Below are 14,156 nucleotides of genomic sequence, written 5' to 3'. Positions count from 1 at the left end.
CGATGACGCAGAGAGACGTGAGGATGGTGCAAGGAAGCCGACCATCTCGCGATCCGGCGGCTGACGCGGGCCCGGCCACGGTGTAGAAGCCCAAGCTTGGAAGCCGCGGAACGCGCGAACAGGCCGGCGGGCTCATCCCTCACGAGAGCAGAAGGTTCGGAGTCGTCGTGTCGATCAAGGCCGCCTTGCACCACGTCACGTCCTACACCTACGATCGGCCGATCTCCCTCGGCCCGCAGGTGATCCGCCTGCGGCCGGCGCCGCATACGCGCTCGCGGATCGAGAGCTACGCCCTCAAGGTCACGCCGGCCAACCACTTCGTGAACTGGCAGCAGGACCCGAGCGGCAACTGGCTCGCCCGCCTCGTCTTCCCCGAGAAGACGACGCAGTTCCGGATCGAGGTCGACCTCGTCGCCGACATGTCGGTGATCAATCCGTTCGACTTCTTCGTCGAGGATTACGCCCAGACCCGGCCCTTCGCCTATCCGGACGAGCTGAAGGCCGAGCTCGGCCCCTATCTCGCCGTCGAGGCGGGAGGCCCCGAGATCGACGCCCTGATGGCGCGGCTGCCCGCCGAGCCCAACACCGTGCTGTTCCTGGTGGCGCTGAACGCGCTCGTGCGCGATTCGGTCAAGTACGTCGTGCGGATGGAGCCGGGGGTGCAGACCCCGGCCGAGACCTTGCAGAAGGGCAGCGGCTCGTGCCGCGATTCGGCCTGGCTGCTGGTGCAGGTGCTGCGCCGCCTCGGGATGGCCGCCCGCTTCGTCTCCGGCTACCTGCTCCAGCTCGTGCCCGACACCACCGCGGTCGACGGGCCGGCCGGCACGACCACCGACTTCACCGATCTCCACGCCTGGGCCGAGGTTTACGTGCCGGGCGCCGGCTGGATCGGGCTCGACGCGACCTCGGGGCTTCTCTGCGGCGAGGGCCACATCCCGCTCGCGGCGACCCCGCATTACCGCTCGGCGGCGCCGATCGCCGGCCTTGCCGACCACGCCGAGGTCACGTTCGACTTCGAGATGACGGTGACCCGGGTCGCCGAGGCGCCCCGCGTCACCAAGCCGTTCTCGGACGAGGCCTGGAGCGCGCTCGACGCGCTCGGCGAGCGGATCGACCGCGACCTCGCCGACCAGGACGTGCGCCTGACCATGGGCGGCGAGCCGACCTTCGTGTCGGTCGACGATTTCGAGGCGCCCGAATGGAACGCCGCGGCCGTCGGGCCGACGAAGAGGGGGCTGGCCGACCAGCTGATCCGGCGCCTGCGCGACCGCTTCGGCCCCGGCGGCTTCCTGCATTACGGCCAGGGCAAGTGGTATCCGGGCGAGAGCCTGCCGCGCTGGGCCTTCGGCCTGTACTGGCGCAAGGACGGCGAGCCGGTCTGGCGCGACGACAGCCTCATCGCCTCCGAGACCGGCAAGCGGGATGCCGGGATCAAGGAGGCCGAGGCGCTGATCCACGGGCTTGCCCGGCGGCTCGGCCTCGATCCCTACATCCAGCCGGTCTTCGAGGATCCGGAATACTGGGACCGCAAGGTCGCCGACCTGCCGGTCAACGTCACGCCCCTCGACCCGAAGGTCGGCGACGAGGAAGCGCAGCGCCGGATGGTCCGGGTCTATACCCGCGGGATCGAGAACGCGGTCGGCTTCGTGCTGCCGATCGCCAACGTCGCGGTCGGGCCCGAGCGGATGTGGGTCTCGGAGGCCTGGCAGCTCAAACGCGGCGCGATCTACCTGGTGCCGGGCGATTCCCCGGCGGGGTTCCGCCTGCCGCTCGCCTCGCTGCCCTACGTGCCGCCGGGGGAATACCCGTACTACGTGCCGCAGGATCCCCTGGAACAGCGCGGCCCGCTCGCCACCGGCACCGCGCCCCGGCGCCATCCCGCCCCGGTCGGCGTCGCGGTTCGCACCGCGCTCGCGGTCGAGCCGCGGGACGGCATCCTGTGCGTGTTCATGCCGCCGGTCGAGCGGGTGGACGAGTACCTCAACCTGATCGCCGTCCTGGAGGAGGCCGCCGCCGAGATCGGCCAGCCGCTCCACGTCGAGGGCTACGAGCCGCCCTACGATCCGCGCCTGTCGGTGGTGAAGGTCACGCCCGATCCCGGCGTGATCGAGGTCAACGTCCAGCCGGCCAAGACCTGGCGCGAGGCGGTGGAGATCACCACCGGCCTCTACCAGGATGCCCGCCAGACCCGGCTCGGCGCGCAGAAGTTCATGACCGACGGGCGCCATACCGGGACGGGGGGCGGCAACCACGTCGTGCTCGGCGGCGCGACCCCGGCCGATTCGCCGTTCCTGCGCCGGCCCGACCTCCTGAAGAGCCTGGTGCTGTACTGGCAGCGCCACCCGTCGCTGTCCTACCTGTTCTCGGGCCTCTATGTCGGCCCGACCAGCCAGGCGCCGCGGATGGACGAGGCGCGCCATGACGGGCTCTACGAACTCGAGATCGCGCTCGCCCAGGTGCCGCCCCCGGGCGGGCCCGACCTGCCGCTTTGGCTCGTCGACCGCTTGTTCCGTAACATCCTCACCGACGTGACCGGCAACACCCACCGGTCCGAGATCTGCATCGACAAGCTCTACTCGCCCGACGGCCCGACCGGGCGGCTCGGCCTCCTGGAGTTCCGCTCCTTCGAGATGCCGCCCGAGGCGCGGATGAGCCTCGCCCAGCAGGTGCTCCTGCGCGCCCTCGTCGCCTGGCTGTGGCGCGAGCCGCAGGAGGGGAGCTTCGTGCGCTGGGGCACGACGCTCCACGACCGCTTCATGCTGCCCCACTTCCTGTGGGAGGATTTTTCCTCGGTGCTGGGCGACCTCAACCGCGCCGGCTACGCCTTCGATCCGGCCTGGTACGAGGCGCAGGCCGAGTTCCGCTTCCCCCGCTACGGCGAGGTCGAGCGCGGCGGGGTCAAGCTCGAGCTGCGCCAGGCGCTCGAGCCCTGGCACGTGCTCGGCGAGGAGGGCGCGATCGGCGGGACCGTGCGCTACGTCGATTCGTCGGTGGAGCGGCTGCAGGTCAAGGTGTCGGGCTACGTGCCGAGCCGGCACGTCGTCACCTGCAACGGACGGCGCCTGCCGATGACCGATACCGGCCGCTCCGGCGAGGCGGTGGCGGGCCTGCGCTTCAAGGCCTGGCAGCCGGCCTCGTCCCTGCACCCGACGATCCCCGTCCACGCGCCGCTCACCTTCGACGTGCTCGACACCTGGAGCGGGCGGTCGCTGGGCGGCTGCGTCTACCACGTCGCCCATCCGGGCGGGCGCAACTACGAGACCTTCCCGATCAACACCTACGAGGCGGAAGGGCGCCGTCTCGCCCGCTTCCAGGAGAACGGCCACACCCCGGGCCGGGTGAGCGTGCCGCCGGAGGAATCCCGGCGGGAATTCCCCCTGACCCTCGACCTGCGCACGCCAGCGACCCGATGAGCGAGGCGCTGGCGAAGGTGGAGATTCCGGCGCCGGCCCCTCCCACGGATGGGCCGCGCGGGGAGGGCGCTCGCGAGGAGAGGCCGCGCGAGGACGGGCCCGAGGAACGGCTGGCCCGCTGGATTGCGGGCTACGCCGCCCTGCCGGGCCTGCCCGACGAGCTTGTCTCGGAGGACGGCACCTTGCGCCCGGCCTGGGACAGGTTCCTGCGCCACCTCGCCGACCTGCCCGAATGCGAGATCGCCGCCCGCCTCGCTGCGGCCGGGCGGCACATCCACGATACCGGCATCGCCTACCGGGCCTACGGTGAGGCGACCGAGCGCGACTGGCCGATCGGTGCCCTGCCGCTCCTGATCGAGGGGGCGGAGTGGCAGGCGATCGCCGCCGGGGTGGCGCAGCGCGCCGAGTTGCTGGAAGCGGTGCTGACCGACCTCTACGGCGACGGGGCGCTGGCCCGGGCCGGCCTGCTGCCGGCCGCCGCCGCCGCGGGCGATCCGGAATTCCTCCGCCCCCTCGTCGGCGTCGCCCCGCCCGGCGGACGCCACCTGCATTTCTACGCCGCCGACCTCGCCCGCGGGCCCGACGGCGCCTGGCGGGTTCTCGCCGACCGCACCCAGGCCCCGTCCGGCGCCGGCTACGCCCTCGAGAACCGCCTCGTCATGGCCCGGGCCCTGCCGGAGGTCTACGGCGCGCTCGAGGTCGAGCGCGTCGCCTCGTTCTTCCAGGCCTTTCGCGACGGCCTCGCGGCGGCGGCGACCCGGGCCGAGCCGCGCATCGGCCTGATGACCTCGGGCCCCTACAGCGATACTTACGTCGAGCAGGCGGTGCTCGCCCGCTATCTCGGCTTCTCCCTCGTCGAGGGCGACGACCTGCTGGTGCGCGACGGGATGGTGTCGATCCGCACGGTCGCCGGCCTGAAGCGGGTCGACGTGCTGTGGCGGCGCATCGACGGCGACTTCGTCGATCCCCTCGAACTCAACCCGGCCTCCCGCCTCGGCGCGCCTGGCCTGGTCGAGGCCCTGCGCGCCGGCGCCGTGGCGATGGGCAACATGCCGGGCACCGGCCTCGTCGAGAGCGCCTGGCTCGCCGCCTCCCTGCCGGCCCTGTGCGAGCGGCTGCTCGGCGAGACGTTGCGCCTGCCCGGCCTGCCGACCTGGTGGTGCGGCGACCCCGGGCAGCGCGACGCCGTGCTGGCGCGGTTCGACGACCTCGCCTTCCGGCCGGCGGCCGCGGCGGCGCAGGGCGCGTTCACCAGCCGGGCCTTCGGCGAGGGGCGCGACGCGGCCGAGACCGCGCGCCTGCGCGCCGTCCTGCGCGACCGGCCCGGCGACCTCGTCGCCCACGAGCCTGTGCGGCTCTCCACCGCCCCGGTCTGGGACGGGACCCGGCTCGTGCCCCGGCCCTTCGTGCTCCGGGTCTTCGCCGCCGCGACCCCCGAGGGCTGGCGGGTGATGCCCGGCGGCTTCTGCCGCATCTCCGAGACGCCGGACGTGCGCCCGGTGGCGATGGGCGTCGGCGTCCGCGCCGCCGACGTCTGGGTGCTGTCCTCCGATTCCACCGCCACCCAGGCGAGCCTGCTGCCGCCGACCGACAGGGTCGCGGTGCGCCGGGTGCCCGGCCTCCTGCCGAGCCGCGCCGCCGACAATCTGTTCTGGCTCGGCCGCCACCTGGAGCGGACCGAGGCGGTGATCCGCCTCACCGCCTGCCTGCTCGACGGGGCCGGCAGCATCTCGACGGATGCCGAGGACCGCGCGACCTCGGCCCGCATCCGCGCCCTGCTGCATGCCTGGGGCGCCGTGCCCTCGGCCGAGGGGCCGGCGATGCTGCTCGCCCACCACGCCCTCTCCGACGGGAAGCAATGGGGCTCGGGGCTGTCCCACGCCCTCTCGGCAAGGCGCAACGCCGCCTCCCTGCGCGAGCGGCTGTCCGGCGAGACCTGGCGCGCGCTCTCGGCCCTGCGCGCCGCCCTGGAGGCGCCGGCCGAGACCCCGGATTCGGAAGCCGCCCTCCTCGACCGGTCCGAGCGCGCGCTCTCCCTCACCGCCTCGCTCGCCGGCCTCGCCCAGGAGAACATGAACCGGGCCGGGGGCTTCGCCTTCGTCGACATGGGCCGGCGGGTCGAGCGGGCGGTCAATGCCTGCCGCTTCGCCCTCGAATTCGGCGCGGCGGGGGCCAGCACCGACGATCTCGGCGTGCTGCTCGAACTGGTCGATTCGCGCATCTCGTACGGCGCCCGCTACATCCTCGGGGTGGCGCTGGAGCCGGTGCGCGACATGGTGCTGCTCGATCCCTACAACCCGCGCTCGCTGGCCTTCCAGGTCGCGTGCCTGGCCGAGCGCCTGGCCGGCTTGCCGTCCTTGCGCCAGGACGGGGTGGCGGAACTGCCGGTGCGGCTCGTGGCCGGGCTGTCGGGCGAGATCGCCGCGGCGGAAGCCGCCACCCTGCCGCTCGACACCGTGGCGGCCTGGGAGAGACGGCTGTGGGAGATCGCCGAGGCGATCGGCGCGCGCTACTTCCCCGGCGGGTCGGATGCCGCCCGGCCCGAACCCCTCACCACCCTGGCGTGAGCCGACGGCACCGATCTTCACGGGACAATGCTCTACCGCCTCCGCCATCTCACGGCCTATGCCTACCGCAACCCGGTGGGCTTCGCCCGCTGCACCCTGCGCCTCGCCCCGGCGACGGGGGACGGTCAGGTGCCGCTCTCGCACGAGGTGGTGGTCGAGCCCGCCCCCCAGACCGCGACCGAGCGCGCCGACTTCTTCGGCAACCGCACGGTCTCGCTCACCGTGGAGACGCCGCATCGGGACTTCCGGATCGATGCGCGCTCGCGCATCCAGGTCGAGCGGCCGCCGCTGCCCGACCCCGAGACCGGTCCGGCCTGGGAGGAGGTGCGGGAGCGGGTGCTGACCTGGCCCGGCCTCGGCCCCGAGGCCGCGCTGCATTTCGCGGCGCCGAGCCGCCGGGTGCCGCTCCTGCCCGAGATCACCGATTACGCCCGGGCGAGCTTCCCCCCGGCGGGGGTGCCTATGCCGGCGCCTTCGACCTGATGCGCCGCATCCGGGCCGATTTCGCCTTCGATTCCGACGCGACCGAGGTCGGCACGCCGCTCGCCGAGTCCTTCGCCGGCCGCCGCGGCGTGTGCCAGGATTTCTCCCACATCATGATCGCGGCCCTGCGCGGCCTCGGCCTGCCGGCGGCCTATGTCAGCGGCTACCTGCGCACCCTGCCGCCGCCGGGCCAGCCCCGCCTCGAAGGGGCGGATGCGAGCCATGCCTGGGTCTCGGTCTGGTGCGGGGAGGGCTGGATCGGCCTCGATCCCACCAACGGCATCGGCGTGCAGGACGACCACATCGTGGTGGCCCGCGGCCGCGACTACGCCGACGTCGCGCCGGTCGCCGGCATCATCGCCGGATCGGGGGCGCAGAGCCTGCAGGTCGCGGTGGACGTGGTGCCGGAGGACGAGGAAGCGGGCGGGCCGGGCTGATGCGCTGAACTCGGGGAGACGAGAGGCCCGGCCCGCGAATGCGACACCAGCCGAGTGCCGTCGTTCGGACGGGACAGGGCCGGCGTGGCGAGGGCAACACTGGGCCGGTTTCCGTCACCCGTCCTCAACCTGGATCAATCTTCGGCGATTTCGCAGGGCTCCGGCAAAGAGTGTGGAAGCGCTGGGGAAGGCGGCGTCGCCAGGACCTCACCGACGCCCCGTGCCGCCATCCTGCCGGCGGCTCCGGCGCCTCGGGCTGCCCGAGCGCCCTGTTCCAGAACGTCGTCTCCCCTGGGGCGCACCAGAACCAAGCTAGCCGCGCCCCGTTGCACCCGCATGGATCTCACGCTCCAACCCGTGCGCGTCAGGATCGGGGGCGAGGCCGAGCAGGGATTGCTCGTCTTCGTCGAGGGTCATCTCGCGGCGGTGCTGGTCTGCCTCTCCGAAGAGTACGGCGACGAGGCGGGCCTGTGGTTTCTGGAGGCGGGCTTCGGCCACCTCGCCTCGCCGCACCCGGTGACCTTCGCCGACCTCGACGCGGTGGAGGAGTGGATCGCGCGGCGGCTGGCCGGCTCTAATCCCCGTTCTCCTCCGTGACGGTCTCGGAGAACGGCACGGTCGTCACCGTATGGCCGTCCTCGTCCGCCACCTCGAAGGAGCAGGTAAACCAGTCCCCCACCGCATGGAGGCGCACCCGGGCAATCAGGTCGCGGGCGACCATGAGCGCGTGGGCGCGCGCTTCCTCCGGCCCGGCCAGTTCGTCCCCCTCGGGGTCCTGGGCGAGATCGTCGGGCCCTGCGCCGTGGCGGAGATGGAAGAAATAGCGCGGCATCAGGCGCCCTCGATGAGGCGGGCATACTCGGCCTCCGGCGTGCCGTAGCTGCCGTTCGTCAGCGCCAGGAGCTTGGCGCGGTCGAGCACCTCGATCCGCCGGCGCTTGGCCCGGATCCGGCCCGCGCCTTCCAGGTTCTGGATCGCCAGCGTCACCCCCGCCCGCTGCACGCCCAGCATCATCGACAGGAAGTCGTGCGTGAGCACGAGTTCGTCGCCCTCCGTCCGGTCGTGGCACATCAGCACCCAGCGCGCGAGGCGGCTTTCGAGGCTCAAGGACGCGTGGGCGTAGGCGGTCTGGGTGATCTGGACGATCAGGCTGTGGACGTAGCGCAGCAGCAGCCGGCGCAGGGTCGGGCTCTCGGCAAGCGCCGCGCAGAGCGCGTCCCGGCCGATGCTCAACGCCTCGCCGGCGAGCTGCACGAAGTGGACGTGCGGCGTGGTGGTGCAGTCGAGCGCGACCGGGACGGCACCAACCAGGCCCTCGCTCCCGACCAGGCTGACCTCGATCCGGCGCTCGTCATGGGCGGTCGAGATCGAGACCATGCCGGTCTCGATGAAGAACAGCTCGTCGACGGCCGCGTCCGCGGCGATCACCACCTCGCGCAGCTGCAGCGCGATCGGCTCGAGATGCGGCTCCAGCCGCGCGAAATCCTCGGGCGCCATCGCCCGCAGGAGGCGGTTGCGCAGGGTCGATGGCCGATGGTGCGGCACAGCTTCCTCCTCGCGATGGTCGCCGAGGCGTGCTGTCCCGACTGGATTCCATATCGTCGGCTCTCAATACGTTCCGATCGTTCGAGGAATTACGGCAAGCGAATTTCGATTGTAGCAAATTTTATTAAGGGCATCATTTGATGCTTGCTGGTGTGGCTTCCGATATTCGGGGACGTATCGGGAACCGCCACAGAACGATGCGATTGTACGATACAATACCAACTTTCGCGATCTCTTCCGGGTGCGACAGACTGCGCCTATCATTCTTCGCAACGGCGCGCATCTGCGGGCCTGAGACGGGAGAATCGAGCGTGCGACAGGGTATCGGCCATCCGACGGTGCTGCTGATCGAGGAGGAGCCCCTGGTGGGTCTCGTGCTCGGCGACACGCTGGCGGAGGCCGGTTACGAGGTCGCAGGGCCGGTGACGAGCCAGGCGGAGGCCCTGGCCTGGCTGGCAAGGACGGGGCCCGGCCTCACGGCGCCCGATCTCGCGGTGCTCGACCTCCCGCTGCGGGACGGCGACGGCCGCCGTCTCGCTCGGGTCCTGCGGGCCAGCGGCGTGCCGTTCCTGGTCCATGCCGACGATGCGCGCGACGCCACGGCCTGCGCCGAACTGAGCGCCGCGCCCCGATTGATCAAGCCGGCCTGGCACCGCGACCTCGTCCTGGTGCTCGGCCAGCTCGCCCGCGAGGCGTGCCCATGATGACAACTCTCGGGATGCCGACGAGGCATCCCTCCGCCCCGCCGAGCCCGGACGGGCACCTGCTCCACCCGATCGTCCGCAAGCTCTCGACCTACGCCCACCTCGACGCGGGGGAACGGGCGGCGCTTGCCGGTTTGAGCGCCGGCGGGCAGCGGGTCGAGGGCCGCTCCGATCTCCTGGTCGAGGGGGCCGCACCGGACTGCGCCGTCCTGGTCGTGGAGGGCATCGCCTGCCGCTACCGCCACCGCCCGAACGGGGCGCGCCAGATCACCGCCTATCTCCTGCCCGGGGATCTCTGCGACCCCGATGTCGTCCATCTGAGCCGGATGACCCACAGCGTCGGCACGATCGGGCCGTGCCGGATCGTCCGCATCCCCCGCGAGGCGCTGGCGGACCTCACCGAGCGGCATCCCGGCATCGCCCGGGCCCTGCGCCACGCCAAGCTCGCCGAGGAGGAGACGACCCGCGAATGGGTGATGAATGTCGGCTGCCGCTCGGCGATCGAGCGGGTGTCGCATCTCCTGTGCGAACTGCACGAGCGGCTGCGGATCGTCGGCTGGGCGACGAAGGCGGGCTACGATCTCCCCCTGACGCAGCAGGACGTCGCCGACACGACCGGCCTGTCGAACGTGCACGTCAACCGGGTGCTGCGGCAGCTGCGCCTGATGCGGCTGGTCGAGGTCGGCGGCAAGCGGGTCGACATCCTCGACCTGCCCGGTCTCCGGGCGGTCGCCGAGTTCCAGCCCGACTACCTGCGGCCGACCTCGGCGGAGTCGATCCCGGGCTGATCAGCCGAGATCCAGCTCCACCGTCACCGGCACGTGGTCGGAGGGCTTTTCGAGGCCGCGCAGGTGCTTCTGCACCGAGGCCGAGACCAGGCGGTCGAGCGCTTGCGGCGACAGCAGCAGGTGGTCGATCCGGATGCCCTGGTTGCGCGGCCAGCAGCCGGCCTGGTAATCCCAGAAGCTGTAGACGCCCGGCCGCCCGTCGCAGGCGCGCAAGGCATCGGTGAAGCCCTCGTTGACGAGGCTGCGGAACGCCGCCCGGGTCTGGGGCAGGAACAGCGCGTCGCTCACCCATTCGGCCGGGTTGGCCGCGTCCTCGGGCTCGGGAATCACGTTGTAGTCGCCGGCGAGCACCAGCACCTCTTCACGCTGGCGCAAGGCCACGGCATGGGCCTGGAGGCGGCGCATGAAGGCGAGCTTGTAGTCGTATTTCGGCGTGCCGACGGGATTGCCGTTCGGCAGGTAGATCGAGGCCACCCGCACCGGCAAAGTCGCGGTCGGGATCAGCGCCTCGATGTAGCGCGCCTGCTCGTCGTCGGCGTCGCCCGGCAGGCCGCGGCGGATGTCCTGCAGCGGCAGCGGCCGGCGGGCCAGCAGCGCGACGCCGTTGAACGCCTTCTGGCCGTGGGTCGCCACCACGTAGCCGGCTTCCTCGATCTCGGTGCGGGGAAACGCGTCGTCGACGCATTTCAGCTCCTGGAGGCAGACCACGTCGGGCTGCGCCTCGGCCAGGAAGGCCAGGAGATGCGGCAGACGCTGCTTGACCGAGTTGACGTTCCAGGTGGTGATCCGCATCGCGTCCCGCGCCGCTCGCAACCAGGCTTTCGCCTGAAGGCCCCGTCATCGGGGTTTCGCGCCGTGCTGGCAAGCCGCGGGGAGCGGCGAGGTGGGGACAGGCATGGCATCGGGTTGGTGGGAACCGGTTCGCGATTATTGCGAGCGGACCGGGCCGGGGCTGTGGGCCGAGCCGCTGAACGCGGTCTCGAACGCCGCCTTCGTGGTCGCGGCGATCCTGCTCCTGCGGCGCGGCCGGGCGCCCGACCCGGTCGCCGACGGCTTTGCCGGGCTGATCGGGCTGATCGGCCTCGGCAGCGCGCTGTTCCACACGCTGGCCGTGCAATGGTCCATGCTCGCCGACGTGATCCCGATCGCGCTGTTCATCCACGCCTACTTCTTCCTGGCGCTCCGGCGCTTCCTCGGGCTCTCCGCCATCGCCGCGCTCGGCGGCACCCTCGCCTTCGCGGTCGCCGCCGCGTTCTTCGAGCCGGCCCTGTCGCGCCTCGCCGGGCGGCCGCTCGGCCCCCTCAGCAACGGTTCGATCGCCTACGCGCCGGCGGCTCTGGCGCTGTTCGGCGTCGGGGCGGCATCGTGGGTATGGGGCCACCGGGCGGGCGCGGCGCTCATCGGGATCGGGGCGCTGTTCCTGGCATCGCTCACGGCACGCACCTTCGACGCCGCCCTCTGCCCGGTCATACCCGTCGGCACCCACTGGCTGTGGCACCTGCTGAACGCCTGCGTGCTCGCCGCGCTGGTTCGGGCCGCCCGTCGCGCGGGACCGGCCTGACGCGGCGGGAGTCGCCTTCCCCTGTGCCGCTTCCTTGCACGGGTCCGGAAACCGTTGCAGAAGGACCCGGCTTGCGGGGCTGCGACATGTCGGCCCCGGCGCCTGACTGCCCGGATTGTTCGCCATGACTCAAGCCCTCCGCCTCGGCATCGCCGGTCTCGGCACCGTCGGAGCCTCCGTCGTCCGCATGGTCGCGCGCCGCGCCGAGGCGATCGGCGCCACCGCCGGGCGGCCGGTCCGGGTCACCGCCGTCGCGGCCCGCGACCGCAGCCGCGACCGCGGCCTCGACCTGCAGGGCGTGACCTGGTTCGACGATCCCGTGGCGCTGGCCCGCTCCCCGGACGTCGATTGCGTCGTCGAGCTGATCGGCGGTGCGGACGGCAAGGCGCGCGAGACCGTCGAGGCGGCGCTCGCCGCGGGCAAGTCCGTGGTGACCGCCAACAAGGCGCTGCTGGCGCGTCATGGCCCGGCGCTCGCCCGTGCCGCGGAAGCCGCCGGCGCGGCGCTCGCCTTCGAGGCCTCGGCGGCGGGCGGCATCCCGGTGGTCAAGGCCCTGCGCGAGGCGCTGACCGGCAACCGGATCTCCCGCGTCTATGGAATCCTCAACGGCACCTGCAACTACATCCTCAGCCGGATGGAGCTGGAGGGCCTGACCTTCGAGGCCTGCCTGAAGGACGCCCAGGCGCTCGGCTATGCCGAGGCCGACCCGACCTTCGACGTCGAGGGCTTCGACACCGCCCACAAGCTGGCGATCCTGACCAGCCTCGCCTTCGGCACCGAGCTCGACGCCGAGGGCGTCTCGGTCGAGGGCATCTCGGCCATCACCCCGCTGGACCTGCGCATGGCCGACGAGCTCGGCTACCGCATCAAGCTGCTCGGCGTCGCCGAAGCCACGGCGGCCGGCATCGAGCAGCGGGTCCACCCGACCATGGTGCCGAAATCGTCGGCTATCGCCCAGGTGATGGGCGTGACCAACGCCGTCACCATCGACACCGATGCCCTGCGCGAACTGACCCTGATCGGCCCCGGTGCCGGCGGCGAGGCCACGGCCTCGGCGGTGGTCGCCGACATCGCCGACGTGGCGGCCGGCCGGGTGCCGCCGGCCTTCGGCCGGCCGGTCGCCGGCCTCACCCCCCCGGTGCGGGCCGAGATGCAGCGCCACGAGGGCGGCTACTACATCCGGCTCACCGTCCACGACCGTCCCGGCGTCGCCGCCGGCGTCGCGACCAAGATGGCCGAGCGCGAGATCTCGCTCGAGAGCATCCTCCAGCACCGCTCCGAGAGCGCCGCGGCGCGCGACCGCCACGGCCGCTCCGGCCTGCCGGTCCCGCTGGTGCTGATCACCTACGCGGCGACCGAGGCCGCGATCCGCGCCAGCCTCGACGCCATGGCGGCGGACGGCCTCCTGTCCGAGCCGCCCCAGGTCATCCGCATCGAGCGCAAGTGACCTCATCGAGCGCAAGTGGCCTCGGCGGGGTGGGGCGACCAGGTCGCCCCCTCGCTCCGGCCACGGATTGACCGGAAAACAATCCCGCGCAATCGACTGTTGACCGCCCGGCCGATTGACAAAATTCAGTTCAGCGGCGCCGGATTCTCCTCTAAGACCCGGCGCGAAGATCAGAACGAGGATCACGAACGCATGTCGGACGCCAAGAAGCCGGGGCCGAGCCAGGTCATCGAGCGCATCCTGACCCTCGAACTGGTGCGCGTCACCGAGCGGGCCGCCGTGGCGGCGGCGCGCCTGCGCGGCCAGGGCAACGAGAAGGCCGCCGACCAGGCCGCCGTCGACGCGATGCGCCGCGAGCTGAACCGCCTGCCGATCGACGGCACGGTCGTCATCGGCGAGGGCGAGCGCGACGAGGCGCCGATGCTGTTCATCGGTGAGACCCTCGGCAACGGCTCCGGCCCGAAGGTCGACATCGCGGTCGATCCGCTCGAGGGCACGACCCTCTGCGCCAAGGACATGCCGGGCTCCGTCGCCGTGATGGCGATGGCCGAGGGCGGCACGCTGCTGGCCGCCCCCGACGTCTACATGCACAAGATCGCCATCGGCCCGGGCTACCCGGCCGGCACCGTGCATCTCGACGCCTCGCCCGAGGAGAACATCCACGCGCTGGCCAAGGCCAAGGGCGTGCCGCCGGCCGAGATCACCGCGCTCGTGCTCGACCGTCCGCGCCACACCGACCTGATCGCGGCGATCCGCCGGACCGGGGCCGCCGTGCGCCTGATCTCGGACGGCGACGTGGCCGGCGTGATCTTCACCACCATGCCGGAGGAGACCGGCATCGACATCTATCTCGGCATCGGTGCCGCGCCCGAGGGCGTGCTGGCGGCGGGCGCCCTGCGCTGCATCGGCGGCCAGATGCAGGGCCGGCTGATCCTCGACACCCAGGAGAAGCGCGACCGCGCCGCCCAGATGGGCGTGTCCGACCCGAACCGCCTCTACGCGCTGGACGACCTCGCCCGCGGCGACGTGGTGGTGGCGCTGACCGGCGTGACCGACGGGGCGCTGGTCAAGGGCGTGCGCTTCGGCCGCAACACCATCCGCACCGAGACGGTGGTCTACCGCTCGCATACCGGCACCGTGCGCCGGATCGAGGCCGAGCACCGCGACTTCGACAAGTTCCACCTGAAGTAGGATCTTTTCGGAGTGGGGCC

11 protein-coding genes and 1 pseudogene are annotated in these 14,156 nt (G+C 72.1%); 9 read left to right on the top strand and 3 right to left on the bottom strand.

All coding sequences use genetic code 11. The features are described from left to right. Positions 1–167 precede the first annotated feature (167 nt). The 4 genes and pseudogenes from F1D61_RS22360 to F1D61_RS22345 all read left to right on the top strand — a co-directional run bounded on the left by F1D61_RS22360 (position 168) and on the right by F1D61_RS22345 (position 7,497). A complete protein-coding gene (locus F1D61_RS22360; protein ID WP_203154307.1) occupies positions 168–3,413 on the top strand; it encodes a DUF2126 domain-containing protein in 3,246 nt (1,081 codons plus the stop codon). Next, entirely contained in the window at positions 3,410–5,980 is a 2,571-nt protein-coding gene (locus F1D61_RS22355) for a circularly permuted type 2 ATP-grasp protein (protein WP_203154306.1), read from the top strand. The genes F1D61_RS22360 and F1D61_RS22355 overlap by 4 nt, the downstream gene beginning before the upstream one ends. Before the next feature lie 27 nt (positions 5,981–6,007). After that, positions 6,008–6,900, top strand: a pseudogene (locus F1D61_RS22350) (transglutaminase family protein). A gap of 336 nt (positions 6,901–7,236) precedes the next feature. After that, on the top strand, positions 7,237–7,497 hold the full coding sequence (locus F1D61_RS22345) for a hypothetical protein (protein WP_203154305.1): 261 nt from the start codon (positions 7,237–7,239) through the stop codon (positions 7,495–7,497). Here F1D61_RS22345 and F1D61_RS22340 read toward each other — a convergent pair. Both F1D61_RS22340 and F1D61_RS22335 read right to left on the bottom strand, forming a co-directional pair. Next, on the bottom strand, positions 7,475–7,732 hold the full coding sequence (locus F1D61_RS22340) for a DUF6894 family protein (protein WP_203154304.1): 258 nt from the start codon (positions 7,730–7,732) through the stop codon (positions 7,475–7,477). The two genes, F1D61_RS22345 and F1D61_RS22340, sit on opposite strands and share 23 nt — an antisense overlap. Then, a complete protein-coding gene (locus F1D61_RS22335) occupies positions 7,732–8,445 on the bottom strand; it encodes a Crp/Fnr family transcriptional regulator (RefSeq protein ID WP_203154303.1) in 714 nt (237 codons plus the stop codon). The genes F1D61_RS22340 and F1D61_RS22335 overlap by 1 nt, the downstream gene beginning before the upstream one ends. 311 nt (positions 8,446–8,756) lie before the next feature. Here F1D61_RS22335 and F1D61_RS22330 point away from each other — a divergent pair, with 311 nt between their 5' ends. Both F1D61_RS22330 and F1D61_RS22325 read left to right on the top strand, forming a co-directional pair. Next, positions 8,757–9,149, top strand: coding sequence for a response regulator (locus F1D61_RS22330; protein ID WP_203154302.1), 393 nt, complete (start codon positions 8,757–8,759; stop codon positions 9,147–9,149). Beyond that, positions 9,146–9,937, top strand: coding sequence for a Crp/Fnr family transcriptional regulator (locus F1D61_RS22325; RefSeq protein WP_246775473.1), 792 nt, complete (start codon positions 9,146–9,148; stop codon positions 9,935–9,937). The genes F1D61_RS22330 and F1D61_RS22325 overlap by 4 nt, the downstream gene beginning before the upstream one ends. Here F1D61_RS22325 and xth read toward each other — a convergent pair whose 3' ends face one another. Next, positions 9,938–10,729, bottom strand: a complete 792-nt coding sequence (gene xth / locus F1D61_RS22320) for an exodeoxyribonuclease III (protein WP_203154301.1) — start codon at positions 10,727–10,729, stop codon at positions 9,938–9,940. A 103-nt stretch (positions 10,730–10,832) separates the two neighbouring features. Between xth and F1D61_RS22315 the strand changes: the two genes are divergently transcribed. The 3 genes from F1D61_RS22315 to glpX all read left to right on the top strand — a co-directional run bounded on the left by F1D61_RS22315 (position 10,833) and on the right by glpX (position 14,136). After that, on the top strand, positions 10,833–11,498 hold the full coding sequence (locus tag F1D61_RS22315) for a hypothetical protein (protein ID WP_203154300.1): 666 nt from the start codon (positions 10,833–10,835) through the stop codon (positions 11,496–11,498). Between the two features lie 124 nt (positions 11,499–11,622). Then, positions 11,623–12,945 carry a homoserine dehydrogenase gene (locus F1D61_RS22310; RefSeq protein WP_203154299.1) on the top strand — a complete coding sequence of 441 codons (1,323 nt, stop codon included), beginning with the start codon at positions 11,623–11,625 and terminating at the stop codon, positions 12,943–12,945. 192 nt (positions 12,946–13,137) lie between these two features. Then, positions 13,138–14,136, top strand: coding sequence for a class II fructose-bisphosphatase (gene glpX / locus F1D61_RS22305; protein ID WP_203154298.1), 999 nt, complete (start codon positions 13,138–13,140; stop codon positions 14,134–14,136). The last annotated feature ends 20 nt before the right edge of the window (positions 14,137–14,156 follow it).

Origin of the sequence: Methylobacterium aquaticum (assembly GCF_016804325.1) — a bacterium.
In the GTDB taxonomy this organism is placed as follows: Bacteria; Pseudomonadota; Alphaproteobacteria; order Rhizobiales; family Beijerinckiaceae; genus Methylobacterium; species Methylobacterium aquaticum_C.
Note: the sequence above shows the minus strand (reverse complement) of the source record. Positions and strands in the feature narration are given on the sequence as shown.